The organism is Jeotgalibacillus sp. JSM ZJ347, from assembly GCF_044383825.1.
GTDB lineage: Bacteria > Bacillota > Bacilli > Bacillales > Jeotgalibacillaceae > Jeotgalibacillus.
The window spans coordinates 981,412-999,954 of the sequence record NZ_JBISEN010000002.1; the positions used below are offsets into that span (position 1 = coordinate 981,412).

The following is an 18,543-nucleotide window of genomic DNA, read 5'->3' on the forward strand; positions in this document are numbered from 1 at the left end:
AGCGGCACAAAAAAATCCGGAACACATCAGAACATGTTCCGGAATCTTAAATATTATGTTTCCCATTTAATCATAATATCAGCCACACTCGGGAGGCTGAAGTCAGCTCTTAGTGACAATTCCTCAAGCAGTGCCGGGTTTTCATTCACGGCAATTGACTTGCATCCCGCTGCTTTCGCCATCATACAATCAACCATACTGTCACCGACCATCAACACTTCGTCAGGCGGGACAGTAAAATCTCTGCAGATTTTCTCTAGCATATCCGGAGCCGGTTTGCCATGTGATACATTTGCAGGCGTCACAATAAAGTCTGCATCATAAAAACCGAGCAGTTTCATACAATGAGAAGCCCGCTCTTTATTATCGGAAGTTGCGATCCCAACGATATATCCGGCATGTTTCAGCTCATGAAGCAGTTTTGCAGCTCCATGAACCGGTATAAATGCTTCTTGAATATTCAATGACTGATTACTTTCTTCAAGCAGCTTTTCAGCGAGTGCAAGCGATTCAATCCACGGCTTCCCGGTATGCTGATAAAGCAGGGCAGCAATCACGATTGTTTCTTCAGCTTCACTTGCCACAGCTAAAAGTCCGCTGTGATCCACGCCTGTTTCGTTCACACCCATGAACCGGTCCCACTCTTCTCCGTGGTGAAGACCGGTCATTGATACAAAACGCTTTTTTCGTTCTTTATTCAACGCTTTCCAAAAAGGTTCTGCCTGGAACAGCGTGCCATCCTTATCAAAAGCGACGATTGAAGCTGAAACAGGGGTTTCACCAACCTGAATCGTTCTTGCTGTCATAGCTGACCTCTCCTCTGATTACTTTTGCGCGTCAAGAAATTCTTTTACCTGTTCAGGGCTCTTCGCATTTGCTGAATGAAGATGCGCTTTCTTTTCACCGTTTTTAAACAGGAGCAGACTTGGAATACCCATGACTTCCTGTTCATCTGCAATTTCAGGAAGCTCATCACGGTTCAGTTCATACCAGCCGTATTCATTATAAGTATCCATGATATCATCAATGAACATATCCATTCTGCGGCAGTCAGGGCACCAGTCCGCTGTGAACTTGACGATAACCGGCTCATCCTTATTAATGGTTTCTTTAAATTGATCGTTATTTTTAATACCTTGCATTGTTCATCCCTCCATAAAGGAATCATAAGAGTTTTCTGTGTAAAACGCAAAAATAATATGCTCTGAAATGGTGGCTGGTGATTTCCGCTTCAGGGGGACGCTTTCCGCAGGATCGGCGGTGAGCCTCCTCGCGCTTCGCACTGCGGGGTCTCACCTGTCCGATTTCTCCTGCTGGAGTCGCCCCCTTCCGCTACAATCACCAGCTGTGCTAGAACATCATTGGTCTTTAATATAGCTATTTTAAAAAAAGTAAAGGTGAATTTAATGATAATGATTCTCAAATTCATTGACTGAATCTTTAAAAGAAGCTAGACTAATAGAAGTGAAGTTGCTGAAGCCCGCGAAGGAAACTAAAGGAGATCGGTTTAGATGCTAAAGACACAGTCATTAACATTAGGATACGGAGATTCCATTATAATAGAAGAGCTTGATTTAACGATTCCAAAAGGGGAAATTTCTGTTCTGATCGGTGGTAACGGCTGCGGCAAATCGACGCTGCTGCGTTCGATGGCACGTCTGTTAAAACCTCAGGATGGCGATGTTCTGTTAAATGGAAAAGAAATCAATCGCTATTCATCCCGCAAAGTAGCGCAGGAAATGGCGATCTTACCGCAATCACCGGTTGCACCTGAAGGTCTTACGGTTCTCCAGCTTGTTAAGCAGGGAAGATATCCTTATCAGGGTTTTTTACAACAGTGGTCTAAAAAAGATGAAGAAGCTGTGAACAGCGCACTTGAAGCAACAGGCATGACTGAGCTTCAGGATCGTTTCGTCGATGAATTGTCAGGCGGTCAGCGCCAGCGTGCATGGATTGCCATGACACTCGCTCAGGACACAGATCTGATTCTGCTAGATGAACCAACAACTTACTTAGATATGACACACCAGATTGAAATTCTGGATTTATTATTTGAGCTAAATGAAAAAGAAAACCGTACGATTGTAATGGTCCTGCATGACCTGAACCTTGCATGCAGATACGCACATAACCTGATCGCAGTGAAAGACCGCAAAGTATATAATCAGGGTAAACCTGAAGAAGTCATCAGCTGCGACCTTGTCAGACACGTATTTGAAATGAACTGTCAGGTTACAACAGACCCGCTTTTCGGCACACCACTCTGCATCCCGCACGGCAGAGGCCGATGCATCGTCCAGGAAACCAAAACCACTGCAGACGCAGTTTCATAACCAAAAAACCGTCTATTAAAAGGCGGTTTTTGTTTTTAATTTTTTCGAAATAATTTTAATCCACTATCGATATAATTTCACAGATGTGGATTGGAGCGTAAGGCGGCGACTCCGAGACGATTAGAGGGAAGCTGAGACCCCGCAGCCGAAGGCGAGGAGGCTCAGCAACCTCCGTCCGGAAAGCGTCCGCCTGAAGCGGAAATCCACAGCCAACCTTCATAAAACAGGACTAAATTTATCAACAAATTACCAAAATAAGATTAAACCAAATCAAACAGGGAAGGGATGTAAGTACAATGATGAAAGACAAGATGGATGCAATGGCAGAAAAATACGCAGAACTGCTAACAGGCGACACATCAGAACAATCAATCGAGGAAATTAAAATGTACGTACTCTATAACCACATTTCAAAAACAATGCCAGCACTCGCAAGACACTGGAACAGCCTTTATCCAGAAGGCAAAGAGGAAATGAAGCGGATTGTGAGAGACATTCAGAAGAAAAATAAATCAGTCCGAGCCGAAAACAAAGAAGAGTAGGTACCATTAAAAGTACATAAAAAAGCCGAAAAGTGTCCAGACACTTTTCGGCTTTTCCATCCATTAATGTACTGGCAGCTGGCTCTTATCAGTATGTGCCTGATTTGCAGCATTCTGGATATTGACCGGTGTCTCTTTCGCCGGGTTATACCAGTTTTGCTGTTCCATATAAGAGTAAAGGGTATGCTGCTGTCTCGACGTTTCAGACAGGATTGCCTGAAGAAACTGAAATAGCTGGTTAGTACTTGCTTCATTTGAAGCAACACTGTAGCTGACAGCAAGATGTTTTTCTAAAATAAGAAGATCGGTTGCCCAGTCTTTTTCAGACATGGTCGCAGTCTGTTGCATATTCTGCATTGGAATTCCTCCTGTTTTATCATTACTGAACCGGCTGACCTGATAGGAAAGCAGATGTTTTTTCATAGTGATTCTTGTGCATTGTACAGCATGCTTCAAGCATTGTTTTTAATTCTGGCGTTGCGCACTGAGTAGCTGCGTAATGGGCTTTCTTTGAAGCAAGAAGATTCCATTCAAGTACATCTTTCAGGTATAGAAGATCTTTAGTTGATAACTGTTGCTGTATCATCTTTTTCGCCTCCTTTTTTGTCCTGTTTACTATGTGCAGGAAAGGAAGGAAATATACGTCGATTTTTGTATTCAAATGGAGAATGGCATGATAAGATTAGGCTAGTTCGCTAAAGGATTCTTTATTTTGAAAAAATAGAAAGCGGTTGCAAAATTTATGATTCAGGGGGTTAGTCATCATGGAAAAAGTGATGCGTGATTTCTTTTTGTTTTTATCTTCAAATAAGCCGATGACGAAAGCAGCCAAACAGTATGGTTTGAAGTTTGGTGCGAACAGATTCGTTGCAGGAGAAACAGTTGAACAGGCAGTGCAGACGATTAAAGAGTTGAACGAAGAAGGTTTATGTGTAACCCTTGATTGTCTTGGGGAATTTGTGGACAATGAGCAGGAAGCAGAAGAAATCACAGAGCTATGTATCGAAGCTGTCCGTGGCATTGGTACAAACAATCTGGACTCAGAGCTTTCATTAAAATTAACATCTTTGGGACTTGATCTTTCAGAAGAGATTGTCCTTGAAAATATGAGAAGAATCCTTGATGCGGCAACTGAGCATGGCGTGTTTGTCACAATTGATATGGAAGACTATGAGCGCTGCGGTAAAACGATTGATGTATTCACTCAGCTGAAATCCGAATACGATCATATTGGTACAGTGATTCAGGCGTATCTTTACCGTACTGAAGAAGACATCAAAATGCTCAATGAATATTCTCCAAATCTGCGCCTGGTAAAAGGGGCTTACAAAGAATCACCGGAAGTTGCATTTCCTGAAAAGCGGGATGTGGATGAGAACTTCAAAAAGATTATTAAAATGCATCTGTTAAATGGGAACTACACAGCAGTCGCTACCCATGATGATGCAATCATTGACTATACATTAAAGCTTGTTGAAGAACATGGAATTTCAAAGGATCAATTCGAATTCCAGATGCTATATGGTATTCGTGAAGAGCGCCAGCGGGAGCTGCACAAACAGGGCTACAAAATGCGTGTGTACACACCATTCGGTACTGACTGGTACGGCTACTTTATGCGCCGTCTGGCTGAACGTCCTCAGAATGTGGCGTTTGTGGCAAAGGGGATTATTAGTAAGTAAATGTGAGGACTGTCCAATTTGGGCAGTCTTTTTGATTTTGCTGTTGAAAGCGATCTTTTAAATGTGAGTTGCTACAACTTCGGACTGGATCAGGTGAACTTTTGGCTTGATTGCTACAACTTTTAGCATGATTAGTGCAACCTCCCGGGTGTATCGCTACAACTTTAGCGGGGATTGCTACCTCCCGGAAAAGAACCATAACAAACAGTCTCGAGCGCCTCAAAAATGTCATGCTGAAAATTTTTCCTCTATTTATGAAAGCGCTTCTAATTTACTGTTGCTTTATTCTGAAAACTTGATTAAGATAGAAGTGTAGAGAATTTTCTTATATTTTTTTGCCGTAAAATGAATGAGTATTCATTCAAAAAAGCGGATTTAGTTTAAAAGGGGGATCTTTAATAGATGAGACACATTCAAAAAGCAGTAGTGATCGGCTCGGGTGTCATGGGCTCAGGCATTGCTGCCCACCTTGCAAATATCGGTATTCCGTCGCTTCTACTGGACATTGTGCCAAAGGAATTAACAGAAGCAGAACAGGCAAAGGGACTGACGCTTGAAAGTCCGCAGGTCAGAAACCGCCTGAGTCAGGGAGCTGTACAAAAATTATTCAAACAAAAACCAGCACCGCTTGCTTCAAAGTCAAATGCTGCACTGATTACAGCAGGTAACCTTGAAGATCATATGGATCAGCTGGGTAAGGCAGACTGGATCATTGAAGTCGTTGTTGAAAACCTTGATGTGAAAAAGAAAGTATTTGAGAAAGTAGATCAATATAGAAAGCCTGGCAGTATTGTAAGTTCTAATACATCAGGTATTTCAATAGAAGCAATGGTTGAAGGAAGATCTGAGGATTTCAGCAAACATTTCCTTGGCACACACTTTTTCAACCCACCTCGTTACTTAAAGCTGCTTGAAGTCATTCCGGCAAGTTCAACTGATCCGGAAGTCGTTCAGTTCATGAAAACGTTTGGTGAAGATACGCTTGGTAAAGGAGTTGTATTTGCAAAGGATACACCGAACTTTATCGCTAACAGGATTGGAACATACGGTTTACTTGTAACGGTAAAAGAAATGCTGAAAAGCGGATACAGCGTTGGAGAAGTCGACTCGGTTACGGGTCCATTAATCGGACGTCCAAAGAGCGCTACTTTCAGAACACTTGATGTGGTTGGTCTTGATACATTTATCCACGTTGCGAAAAACGTCTATGATCAGGTTGATGGCGAGGAGAAGGAAGTATTTGACGTGCCGGACTTCATGCTGAAAATGCGTGATAACGGCTGGCTTGGCAGTAAGTCTGGCCAGGGCTTCTTCAAAAAAGAAGGAAAAGAAATCCTTCAGTTAAATCCTGAAACGCTTGAATACGAAGCGCGCGGGAAGTTGAAAGCCGCTTCAGTCGAAATGGCAAAGCAGGAAAAAGGATTCTCAGGCAAGATGAAGACACTTGTCTATGGAAAAGACCGTGCATCAGAACTACTCTGGTCAATCCTTGCACCAGTTCTCGTATACTCAGCAGAACTGAATGGAGAAATTGCAGACGATATCACGGGTATTGATCAGGCAATGAAGTGGGGCTTCGGCTGGGGTAAAGGACCATTTGAAACATGGGATGCAATCGGCGTAGCGAAATCAGTTGAGCGTATGAAAGCTGAAGGATTGAATGTACCTGAGTGGGTTGAAGACATGATCGCAAACGGCCACGACTCTTTCTACAAAGAAGAAAACGGAGACCTTTTCTTCTTTCATGACGGTGCATATCAGCCGGTACAGGAAAATGCAAAAGTGATTGACCTGAAGCGTCTGAAGAAAAAGAACGGTGTCATTAAGAAAAACTCAGGTGCAAGCCTGATAGACCTTGGAGACGGCGTTGCGCTTTTAGAATTCACTTCACCTAACAATGCGATTGGTATGGATATCACTCAGATGATCAATTACGCAGTAGATGAAGTTTCTAAAAATTATAAAGGGCTTGTGATCGGTAACCAGGGTAAAAACTTCTGTGTCGGCGCAAACCTTGCCATGATCTTAATGGAAGCACAGGATGACAACATTTTTGAAATCGATATGGTCGTAAAGCACTTCCAGCAGGCGATGATGAAGCTGAAATACAGCTCATTCCCTGTAGTAGCTGCACCATTTGGCATGACGCTGGGTGGCGGAACTGAAGTTTGTCTGCCGGCTGACCATATTCAGGCATCAGCTGAAACATATATGGGTCTTGTAGAAGTGGGCGTAGGCTTGATTCCTGGCGGTGGCGGTAACAAAGAACTTTACCTGAATTACTACAACAGCCTGCCAAAAGGCGTAGACTTCGATCTTCAAAAGGTAGCAAACAGAGTGTTTGAAATGATCGCCATGGCGAAAGTATCAACATCTGCCGCTGAAGCAAGAGACTACAACTTCCTGAGCCAGTCTGACGGAATCAGCGTAAACGGAGATCACCTGATCTATGACGCAAAGCAGGCAGTCCTTCATTTAGCTGAGAACTATACCACACCTGTTAAAAAGAAAGTGCCTGTCGTCGGCGAACCGGGATACGCAACATTACTTCTTGGAGCACAGTCGATGTATCAATCAGGCTTTATCTCAGAGCATGATCTGAAAATTGCTAAGAAACTTGCATACGTCATCGCAGGTGGAAAGGTACCTTATGGAACGGAAGTAGACGAAGAGTACCTGCTTCAGCTTGAAAGAGAAGCATTTCTGAGCCTGATCGAAAAACCAAAATCACAACAGCGCATGCAGCACATGCTCGTAAAAGGCAAGCCGCTGCGTAACTGATTTTTCAATTAATATCAGTTGAGGATTTGACTTTATATCAGCAACTTTGAAATTTAAATTACCATCTAGTCGAACGGAGTGGAGGGCGGTGACTCCGGCGGGATTAGACGGACAGGTGAGACCCCGGAAGCGAAGCTGAGGAGGCTCACCGCCGTCCCCGCGGAAAGCATCCGCCCGGAGCGCAGTTCGACGGTCTAATCAGATAAATCGAGTTTTTAAGGGGGAGCATTATGCGTGAAGCAGTAATCGTTGCCGGAGCAAGAACGCCGGTCGGCAAAGCAAAAAAAGGATCACTGGCTCATGTACGTCCGGATGATTTGGGCGCACTTGCTGTCAGAGAAACACTAAAGCGTGCAGGAAACTATGACGGTGAAATTGATGATCTGATCTTCGGCTGTGCAATGCCGGAAGCAGAACAGGGAATGAATATGGCGCGGAACATCGGTGCACTTGCAGGACTGAATTACACAGTACCTGCAATCACGATTAACCGCTATTGCTCATCAGGACTGCAGTCAATCGCATACGGCGCAGAGCGCATTATGCTTGGTCAGGCAGATACAATTATTGCAGGCGGAGCAGAGTCAATGAGCCTTGTGCCAATGATGGGTCATACAGTCCGACCAAATTCAAAAATCGCTGAAGAAATGCCTGAATACTACATGAGCATGGGTCACACAGCAGAGGAAGTAGCGAAGAAATTCGGTATTTCACGTGAAGACCAGGATGCTTTTGCAGTAAGAAGTCATCAGAAAGCAGCTCAAGCTGTTCACGGCGGCGTATTTGATGAAGAAATTGTACCGGTGGAAGTCACACGCCGTACAGTTGGAGAAGATTATAAGATGAAAGAAGAAACATTTACTTTCTCAAGAGATGAAGGCGTTCGCCCTGACTCTTCTGTTGAATCACTCGGTAAACTTCGCCCGGCATTTTCAACGACTGGTTCAGTAACAGCTGGTAATGCTTCTCAGACGAGCGACGGAGCGGCAGCTGTGATGGTGATGGATCGTGAAAAAGCAGAGTCACTTGGACTGAAGCCAATCGCTAAATTCCGTTCATTCGCAGTAGGCGGCGTCCCACCTGAAATCATGGGTGTGGGTCCGGTTGAAGCCATTCCTAAAGCATTGAAACTTGCAGGACTTTCATTATCTGACATTGATCTGTTTGAACTGAATGAAGCTTTTGCTTCACAGTCAATTCAGGTCATCAGACAGCTTGGCTTAAATGAAGACATTGTGAATGTAAACGGCGGTGCGATCGCACTTGGTCACCCGCTTGGCTGTACTGGAACAAAACTGACACTGTCGCTGCTTCATGAATTGAAGCGCAGACAGCAGCAATTCGGCGTTGTCACAATGTGTATCGGCGGCGGAATGGGCGCAGCAGGCGTCTTTGAAATGATTAACTAATTAACTTTCCATAGGCCGGCTGCTCATTCCGCTCCAGGCGGACGCTTTCCGGACGGTGGTTGCTGAGCCTCCTCAGGCAAGCCTTGCGGGGTCTCAGCTTCCCACTAATCGTCCCGGAGTCGCCGCCTTCCGCTGCATTCGCAGCCTGGAAAATGACTTGCTACTAATTTCAATTTTAATAAAAGAACATAAAGGGAGGAATTTTTCATGTCAAACGAAACAAAAGCATTGGTAAAAGGCGGCAGCTTTCTGATTGAGGATGTTGAAGCTTCTAACGTATTCACACCGGAGGATTACACTGACGAGCAGAAAATGATTGCAAAAACAACTGAGGATTATGTGATTAACGAAGTAGTTCCTGAAGTTGAGCACATTGAAAACCACGAGTTCGACCGTTCAGTTAAGCTTCTGAAAAAAGCAGGGGATCTTGGTCTTTTAGGAGCAGATGTTCCTGAAGAGTACGGCGGTCTTGGACTTGATAAGGTCAGCTCAGCTTTAATCGCTGAAAAAATGTCACGCGCCGGCGGTTTCTCAATTACTCACGGTGCACACGTAGGAATTGGTTCATTGCCGATCGTTCTTTTCGGAAACGAAGATCAAAAGCAAAAGTATCTGCCAACACTTGCGACTGGTGAAAAAATTGCAGCTTATGCACTGACTGAGCCGGGTTCTGGTTCTGATGCACTTGGCGCAAAAACAACTGCTAAGCTAAACGAAGCTGGCACTCACTATGTATTAAACGGTGAAAAGCAATGGATTACAAATGCAGGCTTTGCTGATGTATTTGTTGTTTATGCAAAAATCGACGGCGAGCACTTCTCTACATTTATCGTAGAACGCGACTTCCCGGGCGTTTCGGTTGGTGCTGAAGAGAAAAAGATGGGTATTAAGAGTTCTTCAACTCGTACGCTGATCCTTGAAGATGCAGAAGTACCGGTTGAAAACCTGCTTGGTGACGCTGGTAAAGGTCACGTGATTGCATTTAACATTCTGAACATCGGCCGTTATAAGCTTGGCGTAGGTACAGTTGGTGCTTCAAAGCGTGCGCTTGAACTTGCTGTGAAATATACAAACGAGCGTAAGCAGTTTAATACACCAATCTCAAGCTTTAACCTGACTAAGGAAAAGCTTGCGACAATGGGTGCGAAGCTTTATGCAACAGAAAGCTCAGTTTACCGTACAGTTGGTCTGTTTGAAGATCGTATGAGCCAGCTGTCTGATGAGGAAATCAAAGACGGTAAAGAAGTAGCGAAATCAATTGCTGAATATGCAATCGAATGTTCACTGAACAAAGTATTCGGTACTGAATCACTTGATTATATTGCAGATGAGGCAGTTCAGCTGCACGGCGGTTACGGCTTTATGCAGGAGTATGAAGTAGAGCGCATCTACCGTGACTCACGTATCAACCGTATCTTTGAAGGGACAAATGAAATTAACCGCTTATTGGTTCCAGGAACATACCTTCGTAAAGCAATGAAGGGCGAACTGCCATTACTTCAAAAAGCACAGGCGCTTCAGGAAGAATTGATGACGATGATGCCTGAAGAAATCAGCGATGAGCCGTTAAAGCAGGAAGAGTATCTTGTGAAAAATGCGAAGAAGATCGGTCTTCTTGCTGCAGGTCTTGCTGCACAGAAGTACGGCAAAGCGCTTGAAGCAGAGCAAGAAATCCTTGTGAATATTGCTGATATCGTATCACTTGCTTATGCGATGGAGTCTTCACTTCTTCGTACACAGAAGGCTGTTGAAAAATCAGGTCTAGAGAAGAACCAGCAGAAGGTTCTTTATACGCAGATCTTCTGTCAGGAAGCGTTCAACGAGATCGAACAGCATGCGAAAGAAACGCTGATTGCTGCTGAGAGTGGTGATTCACTGCGCATGATGCTTTCAGCACTTCGCAAGTTTACTCGTTTCACTCCGGTAAACCTGATTCCAGTGAAGCGTGAAGCGGCTGCGAAGCTGATTAATGCTGAGAAGTTTGTCGTTTAATTAATTGAATAAAACCTACTTAAAGAGTCTGAAACGGATTATGTTTCAGGCTCTTTATCCGTTCCGCTGCGCTTCAAGGGGGACGCTTTCCGGCCGGTTGTTGCTGAGCCTCCTCGGCTTCGCTTGTGGGGTCTCAGCTTCCAACTTATCGTCCCGGAGTCGCCCCCCTTCCGCTTCGCTGCACTAAGGTTCAAATTAAATGTGGGTGAATTAATCAGATTGAAAATTTAGCAACAATAAACTTTCTTGTGAAAGCATCTTCAATTGACATTCTGTATATAAGTATTTAAAATATGTCTAAACTTTTAAACATATAGACATAAGGAGTGTGGTTGGATGAATGTGTTGATTACGGGTGCGTCTGGCGGGATTGGAAAAGAGTTGGCGAAGCTTTTTGCAGAAAAGGGGCATACGTTGATTCTTGCGGCGAGAAGTATGGATAAGCTGAATGAACTGGCGGATGAATTGAGAGAGAAATATACGATTGAGACGCATGTTTTTCAAAGTGATTTATCAAAAGCGGGTGCTGCCGAGGCTCTTTTTGCTGAGGTGAAAGGACAGGATTTGCAGGTTGATATTCTGATTAATAACGCAGGCGTCGGTTTATTTGGAGAGTTTCATCAGACTGATCTTCAAAAGGAACAGGAAATGATTCAGTTAAATATTACGTCATTAACTGAGCTGACAAAGCTGTTTGGCCGGGAGATGGTGAATGCGAAATCAGGTAAGATACTGAATGTCGCTTCGACAGCTGCGTTTTTCCCGGGACCATTAATGTCTGTGTATTATGCATCAAAAGCATATGTGAAATCATTTACTGAGGCGCTTGATAATGAATGGGCTGAGCATGGTGTGCAGGTGTCAGGGTTATATCCCGGACCTACAAGCACCGGATTTAAAGACACTGCTGAGCTGAATGATTCAAAGTTATTTAAGAACGGTACGATGAAACCGCAGGCGGTAGCAAAGATTGCGTTTATCGAATTCATGAATGGGAAAAAGCAGATTATTCCTGGCGGGATGAACAAGCTTCAGTCCAGAGCGAGCCGACTTATCTCCAGATCGGCTGCTGCCGGTATTGTAAGAAAAACTCAGGAAAGAGAGTAGTGAGGTGACAACGATGGGGGAACAAGCAGAAAAAGCATTTCGGGATTGTATACCGTTATTTCAGGCATTAAGTGATCCTTATCGTCAGGATATTGTCTTAATGCTGTCAGATGCCGATTCAATGACAGTGAATGAACTAACGGAAAGGCTTCCACTATCCCGTCCTGCTGTTTCTCATCATTTGAAAATTCTGCGTGAACAGGGTATTTTAAAAATGGAACAGCATGGCACACAGCGCAATTATTCCCTTGCACTTGAGGGTGCGCTTGAGACGTTAAAGCATCTGATCATTACAGTGGAAGACCGCTGTTATTAAAAGGAGGAGTTAACATGGCGATTACTTTTTATACGTACCCAAAATGCGGTACGTGCCGCAAAGCAAAAAAATGGCTGGATCAAAACGAGGTGTCATACGAAGAAATTCACTTAATTGATTCACCACCTTCAAAAGAGGAACTTTCTGAGCTACATAAAAAAAGTGGTATGGAACTGAAGAAGTTCTTTAATACAAGCGGCGTAAAGTACCGGGAGCTTGGCCTGAAAGACAAACTGGCTGACATGTCAGATGATGAAAAGCTTGAATTACTGGCTTCAGATGGCAAGCTGATCAAGCGTCCGCTGACAACTGATGGCACACAAGTCACTGTTGGATTTAAAGAACCTGAATTTGAGGAAAAATGGCAGGGCTAAATCAGAAACAATTCTTGTTTTCAGGCACCTGTTATGCCAATATGAAGTAGTATAGAAATCATTCATATGCGGAGGGAAAATACATGAGTTCACCAAAAGAATTACGTTATTCAGAAGAACACGAATGGGTAAAAGTTGAAGACGGTAAAGCACGAATCGGTATTACTGAATTTGCACAATCAGAACTTGGCGATATCGTATTCGTTGAACTGCCGGAAGTTGGCGACGAGCTGCAGGCAGACGAGCCATTTGGCAGTGTTGAATCTGTGAAAACAGTTTCAGAACTTTACGCACCAGTCAGCGGTAAAGTCGTTGAGGTAAACGAAGACCTTGAAGACAGCCCTGAATACGTTAACGAATCTCCATATGAAAAAGCATGGATGGTCGTAGTAGAACTTTCTGACGAATCAGAAGTTGACGAACTGATGGATGCTGAAGCATATGACAAAATGACAGACGAAGACTGATTAACATGCCGTTCACCTGGTTTGGTGAGCGGTATTTTGCTATCAAAAAGTGGCAGGTGATTTCCGCTTCAGGGAGACGCTTTGCGTGGCCGGGCGGTGAGCCAGCAGGCTTCGCCGTATGCCTCACCTGTCCCTTCATGCCACAGGAGTCGCCCCCTTACGATCCAATCACCTGCAGTGCAAGTATAAATATTTCTTTAAAAACTCCTGAATGATAATTGGCAAACCACACCTTCTAAGGTAAAGTACTACTGCAAAAGGAACTTCCCCATCTCATTTACTTGCATTTCTTCACTGTACAGGCGACAATTAAAGCAGCAGCATACCATGTAAGAAAGCCGTGCGATCCTTAGGTGAGGGTGTGATGGGAAATGGAGTGCAAAAAGGTTATTATTGTTGAAGGCAAATCTGATAAACGCAAGGTACAGCCGATTATTAGAGAACCGGTAGATATCATTTGTACAAACGGCACAATCAGCCTTTCAAAAATGGATGAACTGATTGATGAATTGTATGAAAAAGATGTCTATGTGCTTGTGGATGCGGATGATGCAGGCGAAAAACTGCGAAAACAGTTTAAAAGAGAGATGCCCGAAGCCGATCATCTGTATATCGACAGAGCCTATCGTGAGGTTGCAACTGCGCCTGAGCAGCACCTGGCAGTTATTTTAGCGGGTGCGAACATTGATATTTACACTGAGTTTTTAGAAAAAAGGATGAATCTTTAATGATAAAAGAATGGACAATTGAGGATCTGGATCAGCGATTACAGCAGCAACAGCAAGCAGCGATGTATTTGTATACACCAATGTGCGGGACATGTAAGCTTGCAGGTAAAATGCTTGAAGTTACAGCAGCAGCAATTAAAGACACTGAAATCGGTAAAGCGGATCTAAATTACGTCGAGCCGCTTGCAGAACGCTATCAGATCGAGAGCGTACCGTGTCTACTGTTATTTAAAAACGGCGAAATGGTGCAGAAAATCTATAAATTCGAATCGGTTCCAACGATTTTTGAAGCTTTCGAAGAACTTTCCAGGCAGCCGGTCGAAAAGTAAATGTGCAATTTTTGAAAAAAATCGTTGACATTAATTTTAGGGTCATGATACGATTTGTCTCGTACTCTTAATGAATCTTAACTAAATACGCGAAACTCTTATCAAGAGCGGCGGAGGGAAGTGCCCTATGAAGCCCGGCAACCGACAGTTTACTGGAAAGGTGCCAAGTCACACAGGTGAAAACCTGGCAGATGAGAGAAAGCCGTTTTAATTTTGGACGCCTTTCTGCTCATCACGCAGAGAGGCGTTTTCGTTTTTGTAGATGAGTGGGCAATTTATGGAATCATTTTAATGTCCCACTTTAACGGGATAATAAGTTAATTGACGAAAGTAGGTGATGGTATGATAACCATCTCAGATGTAAAAAAAGTATTTAAAACAAGAAGCGGTTCGCTGACTGCAGTAGATAAAGTCAATCTGGAAATCCAGGAAGGCGAAATATTTGGGGTTATTGGCTACAGCGGTGCCGGTAAAAGTACATTGATTCGCATGTTGAACGGTCTTGAACAGCCGTCAGAAGGTAAAGTGGATATAAACGGCAAGCTGATTTCCTCTATCAAAGGAGGCGATTTAAGAAAAGCAAGACAGAAAATCAGTATGATCTTCCAGCATTTTAATCTACTCTGGTCACGCACTGTCAGTGAAAATATTGCTTTTCCTCTTGAAATTGCTGGCGTACCAAAGCAGGAGAGGCAAAAGAGAGTCAATGAACTGATTGAGCTGGTTGGTCTGGAGGGACGTGGAGATGCATATCCGTCCCAGCTGAGTGGCGGTCAGAAGCAGAGAGTCGGGATTGCAAGAGCGCTTGCGAATGACCCTGAAGTGCTGCTGTGTGACGAAGCAACTTCAGCGCTTGATCCTCAGACAACAGATGCGATTCTTGAACTGCTCGTTGATATTAACAAACGTCTCGGGCTGACAATTGTCCTGATCACACATGAAATGCATGTGATCAGAAAGATCTGTCACCGTGTGGCAGTCATGGAAGGCGGAAAAGTTGTTGAACTCGGAGATGTGCTTGAAGTATTTAAGCAGCCGAAAGAAAAGATTACGAAACGCTTTGTTCAGCAGGTAACAGAGCCTGAAGAAACAAAAGAAACGATTGAACATCTTCTTGAAGAATATCAGGATGGTAAAGTGGTTAAGCTGTCATTCGTTGGAGAATCAGCAGAGCAGCCGGTCGTTACAAACCTGATCCGTTCATTTGATCTGCAGGTGAATATTCTGCAGGGGAAAATTTCTCAGACGCAAAATGGCGCATACGGTTCACTGTTTATTCATTTACACGGTAAGCAGGACGAGCTTGAGCGTGCGATTGAATTTTTAGAAGCGGCAAGTGTTGGAGTGGAGGTGATCACGCATGATTGAGCAGATTTTTCCGAACGTTGAGTGGCCGGTCATGTGGGAAGCGACATATGAAACAATTTATATGACTGTGCTGTCAGTTGTGATCACATTTGTGTTGGGACTCGCACTCGGATTGCTATTGTTTCTCACTTCTAAAGGAAACCTGTGGGAGAACAAAATCGCCTACACCATTACAACAGCACTCGTTAATATATTCAGGTCAATTCCATTTATCATTTTAATTGTACTGCTGATCCCGTTTACACGCTTTCTCCTCGGAACAATCAGGGGAGCGGATGCAGCACTGCCTGCACTGATTATCGGTGCAGCTCCATTCTATGCACGAATGGTTGAAATCGCACTGCGTGAAATTGATAAAGGGGTTATTGAAGCAGCAAGATCAATGGGTGCAAAGGTAAGCACGATTATATTTAAAGTATTACTGCCGGAATCAATGCCAGCGCTGATCTCAGGAATCACGGTTACAGCGATCGCGCTTGTCGGTTATACAGCAATGGCTGGTGTTATCGGAGCGGGCGGACTTGGTAACCTGGCATTTCTTGATGGTTTCCAGCGAAGCAGAGACGATGTCACACTCGCAGCAACCATCATTATCCTAGCAATCGTCTTCATCATTCAATTCTTTGGAGACTTCTTCACCAACAAACTGGATAAACGCTAATTTAGCTTATTATAAAAAACACATTTAAGGGAGAGAATGACACATGAAAAAATTCGTAGCAGGAACATTCGCAGTAACAAGTATTTTCGCTTTAGCCGCTTGCGGTTCAGATAATGCAGAAGGTATCGGCACTGGTGAAGAGGGCGAGCCGGTTGAACTGAGAGTCGGCGCTTCTAATGTACCTCACGCAGAAATCCTTGAGCAGGCACAGCCGCTTCTTGAAGAAGAAGGCGTAGACCTTCAAATTGAAACGTATCAGGACTATATACTGCCGAACCAGGACCTTGAATCAGGTGAGATTGATGCAAACTACTTCCAGCACATTCCTTACCTTGAATCACAAATCGCAGAGCACGGCTATGATTTCGCAAACGCTGGCGGAATTCACATTGAGCCGATTGGTATCTACTCTCAGGAGCACGAATCACTTGATGACCTTCCTGAAGGCGCTGAAATTTTGATGAGTAATTCAGTCGCTGACCACGGTCGTATCCTGACAATGCTTGAAGCGCAGGGGCTTATCACACTTGACCCTGAAGTGGACAAAACTAAAGCGGAAGTATCAGATGTTGTAGAAAACCCTAAAAACCTTCAGTTTGAAGCAGATTACGAAGCAGCACTGCTTGTCCAGCTTTATGAAAATGGAGAAGGTGACGCTGTACTGATCAATTCAAACTACGCAATTGACGCTGGGATTAACCCGCTTGAAGATTCAATCGCACTTGAAAATTCAGATTCACCATATGTTAACGTAATTGCAGTGAACAGCGGTGAAGAAGATAATGAAGCAGTTCAGAAGCTTGTAGAAGTTTTAACTTCTGAAGAAATTCAGGACTTCATTCTTGAAGAATGGGGCGGCGCTGTCGTACCGGTTGACGCAGAATAATGTATTTGTCGCTGTCCAGGCTATGCCTGGGCATTTTTTACGTTTTGACGTATGGTGGGAGGATAGTTATAGCAGTTTTCCCCGGAGATGCACGAAACTCCGCTTCAGTTGTAGTGATACACCCGGGAAGTTGTTGTGATCCGGTCCGAAGTTATCGCGATCAACCACAAACTTGTAGCAATCCCACACCAAAATCCGCCCCGTTGAAAACCATCCGAATAAAAAATTTCAAATATTCTTCATCCGTTGATACACACGCAATGAAAACCCTTACATATACCTGATAAATATTTGTAATAGTCAAAAAATTATGCTAGGGTGTTTAATAAGTTTTCTAGCGGGTAATTACCCACTAGAAAACATTTTTAGAAATAATATGGAAACCAAGTCACGGACAAAAAATTGAAAAGGAATGATTCATTATCCATCCGATTAAAGTTGATTTTACAACTGACATGGAAAAGCAGATGCTAAGTTCGCACGGAGTTGGTTACGAAACGTATATGAGAGACCACGATGTGCGTATGAATGTGGAAATGAAACGTGAAGAAGAGTACAAAAAGTCACAAGACTTAGTCCAGGAACTTGAAGGTAAAGTCATCAATCATTTATAATAGTAGAGAAGTGAAAAAAGTCAGTGTATCTTACACTGACTTTTTTAATTGTAACGGCAAGGGTCAGCGTCATTTGATTCTAGTTTTAATTTGTTATAAGATTAGAATGAGAATAAATTGAGAATGGTTCTTCCATTTCAAATTCATATACAAACGGAGGTAATTAGACAATGGCTTCAACTTTAGTAATTAAAGATCTCCACGTTGAGATCGAAGGTAAAGAAATTTTAAAAGGTGTAAACCTTGAATTAGATAGCGGTAAGATTCACGTTATTATGGGACCTAACGGAACGGGTAAATCAACACTCGCTTCAGCAATCATGGGACACCCTAAGTTTGAAGTAACAAAAGGTGAAGTACTGCTGAACGGTGAAAACGTTCTTGAAATGGAAGTAGATGAGCGTGCACTTGCAGGTCTATTCCTTGCAATGCAGTACCCAAGTGAAATCACTGGTGTAACAAATGCAGACTTCCTTCGTTCTGCAATCAATGCACGCCGTGAAGAAGGCCAGGAAATTTCTCTAATGAAATTCATTAAAGAACTTGATAAGAACATGGACTTCCTTGAAATGGATCAGAACATGGCACAGCGTTACCTGAATGAAGGTTTCTCAGGCGGTGAGAAAAAGCGTAACGAAATTCTTCAGCTGATGATGATCAAACCTGAATTCGGTATTCTTGATGAAATCGACTCTGGTCTTGATATCGATGCACTGAAAGTTGTATCTAAAGGAATTAATAAAATGCGCAGCGAAGACTTCGGCTGCCTGATTATCACTCACTATCAGCGTCTTCTTAACTACATCGAGCCTGATTTTGTACACGTAATGATGCAGGGCCGCGTTGTAAAATCAGGTGGACCTGAACTTGCACAGCGCCTTGAAAGTGAAGGTTATGACTGGATCAAGCAGGAGCTTGGGATTGAAGACGAAACTGTAGGACAAGAAGCGTAAC

General features: G+C 43.5%; 21 protein-coding genes and 1 riboswitch. Of the genes, 17 read left to right on the forward strand and 4 right to left on the reverse strand.

What is annotated here, in order from left to right:
- Positions 1 to 53 precede the first annotated feature (53 nt).
- Both ACH6CZ_RS10375 and ACH6CZ_RS10380 read right to left on the reverse strand, forming a co-directional pair.
- A complete protein-coding gene (locus ACH6CZ_RS10375) occupies positions 54 to 806 on the reverse strand; it encodes an HAD family hydrolase (protein ID WP_374097354.1) in 753 nt (250 codons plus the stop codon).
- Between the two features lie 18 nt (positions 807 to 824).
- Complete coding sequence (locus ACH6CZ_RS10380; protein WP_374097355.1) at positions 825 to 1,142, reverse strand: thioredoxin family protein; 318 nt, start codon at positions 1,140 to 1,142, stop codon at positions 825 to 827.
- Positions 1,143 to 1,511: 369 nt separating this feature from the next.
- Between ACH6CZ_RS10380 and ACH6CZ_RS10385 the strand changes: the two genes are divergently transcribed.
- Complete coding sequence (locus tag ACH6CZ_RS10385) at positions 1,512 to 2,333, forward strand: ABC transporter ATP-binding protein (RefSeq protein WP_374097356.1); 822 nt, start codon at positions 1,512 to 1,514, stop codon at positions 2,331 to 2,333.
- Positions 2,334 to 2,629: 296 nt separating this feature from the next.
- Entirely contained in the window at positions 2,630 to 2,875 is a 246-nt protein-coding gene (locus tag ACH6CZ_RS10390) for a DUF2573 family protein (protein ID WP_374097357.1), read from the forward strand.
- A gap of 63 nt (positions 2,876 to 2,938) precedes the next feature.
- Here ACH6CZ_RS10390 and ACH6CZ_RS10395 read toward each other — a convergent pair whose 3' ends face one another.
- Positions 2,939 to 3,232, reverse strand: a complete 294-nt coding sequence (locus ACH6CZ_RS10395; protein WP_374097358.1) for a spore coat protein — start codon at positions 3,230 to 3,232, stop codon at positions 2,939 to 2,941.
- A gap of 22 nt (positions 3,233 to 3,254) precedes the next feature.
- On the reverse strand, positions 3,255 to 3,461 hold the full coding sequence (locus ACH6CZ_RS10400; RefSeq protein ID WP_374097359.1) for a hypothetical protein: 207 nt from the start codon (positions 3,459 to 3,461) through the stop codon (positions 3,255 to 3,257).
- A gap of 178 nt (positions 3,462 to 3,639) precedes the next feature.
- Here ACH6CZ_RS10400 and ACH6CZ_RS10405 point away from each other — a divergent pair, with 178 nt between their 5' ends.
- The 15 genes from ACH6CZ_RS10405 to sufC all read left to right on the forward strand — a co-directional run bounded on the left by ACH6CZ_RS10405 (position 3,640) and on the right by sufC (position 18,542).
- Positions 3,640 to 4,557 (forward strand): proline dehydrogenase family protein, encoded by a 918-nt coding sequence (locus tag ACH6CZ_RS10405; protein WP_374097360.1) that lies wholly within the window; start codon positions 3,640 to 3,642, stop codon positions 4,555 to 4,557.
- Positions 4,558 to 4,959: 402 nt separating this feature from the next.
- Complete coding sequence (locus ACH6CZ_RS10410) at positions 4,960 to 7,338, forward strand: 3-hydroxyacyl-CoA dehydrogenase/enoyl-CoA hydratase family protein (protein ID WP_374097361.1); 2,379 nt, start codon at positions 4,960 to 4,962, stop codon at positions 7,336 to 7,338.
- Positions 7,339 to 7,568: 230 nt separating this feature from the next.
- Positions 7,569 to 8,747: an acetyl-CoA C-acetyltransferase gene (locus ACH6CZ_RS10415; RefSeq protein ID WP_374097362.1), complete on the forward strand. Its 1,179-nt coding sequence runs from the start codon at positions 7,569 to 7,571 to the stop codon at positions 8,745 to 8,747.
- 207 nt (positions 8,748 to 8,954) lie between these two features.
- A complete protein-coding gene (locus ACH6CZ_RS10420) occupies positions 8,955 to 10,739 on the forward strand; it encodes an acyl-CoA dehydrogenase family protein (RefSeq protein WP_374097363.1) in 1,785 nt (594 codons plus the stop codon).
- 336 nt (positions 10,740 to 11,075) lie between these two features.
- Positions 11,076 to 11,846, forward strand: a complete 771-nt coding sequence (locus ACH6CZ_RS10425; protein WP_374097364.1) for an SDR family NAD(P)-dependent oxidoreductase — start codon at positions 11,076 to 11,078, stop codon at positions 11,844 to 11,846.
- Between the two features lie 13 nt (positions 11,847 to 11,859).
- Positions 11,860 to 12,162 carry an ArsR/SmtB family transcription factor gene (locus tag ACH6CZ_RS10430; protein ID WP_374097365.1) on the forward strand — a complete coding sequence of 101 codons (303 nt, stop codon included), beginning with the start codon at positions 11,860 to 11,862 and terminating at the stop codon, positions 12,160 to 12,162.
- A 14-nt stretch (positions 12,163 to 12,176) separates the two neighbouring features.
- Positions 12,177 to 12,536: an arsenate reductase family protein gene (locus tag ACH6CZ_RS10435; RefSeq protein ID WP_374097366.1), complete on the forward strand. Its 360-nt coding sequence runs from the start codon at positions 12,177 to 12,179 to the stop codon at positions 12,534 to 12,536.
- 83 nt (positions 12,537 to 12,619) lie between these two features.
- Positions 12,620 to 13,003, forward strand: a complete 384-nt coding sequence (gene gcvH, locus ACH6CZ_RS10440) for a glycine cleavage system protein GcvH (RefSeq protein ID WP_374097367.1) — start codon at positions 12,620 to 12,622, stop codon at positions 13,001 to 13,003.
- Between the two features lie 371 nt (positions 13,004 to 13,374).
- Positions 13,375 to 13,731: a toprim domain-containing protein gene (locus ACH6CZ_RS10445; protein ID WP_374097368.1), complete on the forward strand. Its 357-nt coding sequence runs from the start codon at positions 13,375 to 13,377 to the stop codon at positions 13,729 to 13,731.
- Entirely contained in the window at positions 13,731 to 14,060 is a 330-nt protein-coding gene (locus ACH6CZ_RS10450; RefSeq protein WP_374097369.1) for a thioredoxin family protein, read from the forward strand. The genes ACH6CZ_RS10445 and ACH6CZ_RS10450 overlap by 1 nt, the downstream gene beginning before the upstream one ends.
- A 95-nt stretch (positions 14,061 to 14,155) precedes the next feature.
- A riboswitch (SAM riboswitch) is annotated at positions 14,156 to 14,258 on the forward strand.
- Between the two features lie 144 nt (positions 14,259 to 14,402).
- Positions 14,403 to 15,428, forward strand: a complete 1,026-nt coding sequence (locus ACH6CZ_RS10455) for a methionine ABC transporter ATP-binding protein (RefSeq protein ID WP_374097460.1) — start codon at positions 14,403 to 14,405, stop codon at positions 15,426 to 15,428.
- A complete protein-coding gene (locus ACH6CZ_RS10460; RefSeq protein WP_374097370.1) occupies positions 15,421 to 16,089 on the forward strand; it encodes a methionine ABC transporter permease in 669 nt (222 codons plus the stop codon). The genes ACH6CZ_RS10455 and ACH6CZ_RS10460 overlap by 8 nt, the downstream gene beginning before the upstream one ends.
- Before the next feature lie 43 nt (positions 16,090 to 16,132).
- Positions 16,133 to 16,975: a MetQ/NlpA family ABC transporter substrate-binding protein gene (locus ACH6CZ_RS10465; protein WP_374097371.1), complete on the forward strand. Its 843-nt coding sequence runs from the start codon at positions 16,133 to 16,135 to the stop codon at positions 16,973 to 16,975.
- Between the two features lie 467 nt (positions 16,976 to 17,442).
- Positions 17,443 to 17,589: a YuzK family famiily protein gene (locus ACH6CZ_RS10470; protein ID WP_374097372.1), complete on the forward strand. Its 147-nt coding sequence runs from the start codon at positions 17,443 to 17,445 to the stop codon at positions 17,587 to 17,589.
- A 170-nt stretch (positions 17,590 to 17,759) separates the two neighbouring features.
- On the forward strand, positions 17,760 to 18,542 hold the full coding sequence (gene sufC, locus ACH6CZ_RS10475) for a Fe-S cluster assembly ATPase SufC (RefSeq protein ID WP_322422554.1): 783 nt from the start codon (positions 17,760 to 17,762) through the stop codon (positions 18,540 to 18,542).
- Position 18,543 lies beyond the last annotated feature (1 nt).